At 40.0% G+C, this 523-nt stretch carries 1 protein-coding gene; it reads right to left on the reverse strand.

From position 1 onward, the window contains the following. A partial coding sequence (locus HMPREF0013_RS25150) for an Ig-like domain-containing protein (protein WP_005804968.1) occupies nt 1-523 on the reverse strand: 523 nt, incomplete at both ends.

The following is a 523-nucleotide window of genomic DNA, read 5'->3' on the forward strand; positions in this document are numbered from 1 at the left end:
TTCTCCATGTAAATACACTTGATATAAGTAACCTGAAACATTTCCCATGCTATCGGTTGAACCAGATCCTATGACCTCACCAGCAGCATTTTTGACTTCAATTTGAGTGTTTGCTTCTGCCTGAGCTGTAAAGTTCTGTCCGTTCGCATCAAGTACAATATTTTCAATTGAATTTGGTGCAATATCATCAGTTAAAGCGTTTTGCTTGATCTCTGCACTACGGTTACCCGCTCGGTCAACGACAACAAAAGTAAGTTCTTCTCCATGTAAATACACTTGATATAAGTAACCTGAAACATTTCCCATGCTATCGGTTGAACCAGATCCTATGACCTCACCAGCAGCATTTTTGACTTCAATTTGAGTGTTTGCTTCTGCCTGAGCTGTAAAGTTCTGTCCGTTCGCATCAAGTACAATATTTTCAATTGAATTTGGTGCAATATCATCAGTTAAAGCGTTTTGCTTGATCTCTGCACTACGGTTACCCGCTCGGTCAACGACAACAAAAGTAAGTTCTTCTCCA

Origin of the sequence: Acinetobacter sp. SH024 (assembly GCF_000163635.1) — a bacterium.
Lineage (GTDB): Bacteria > Pseudomonadota > Gammaproteobacteria > Pseudomonadales > Moraxellaceae > Acinetobacter > Acinetobacter pittii.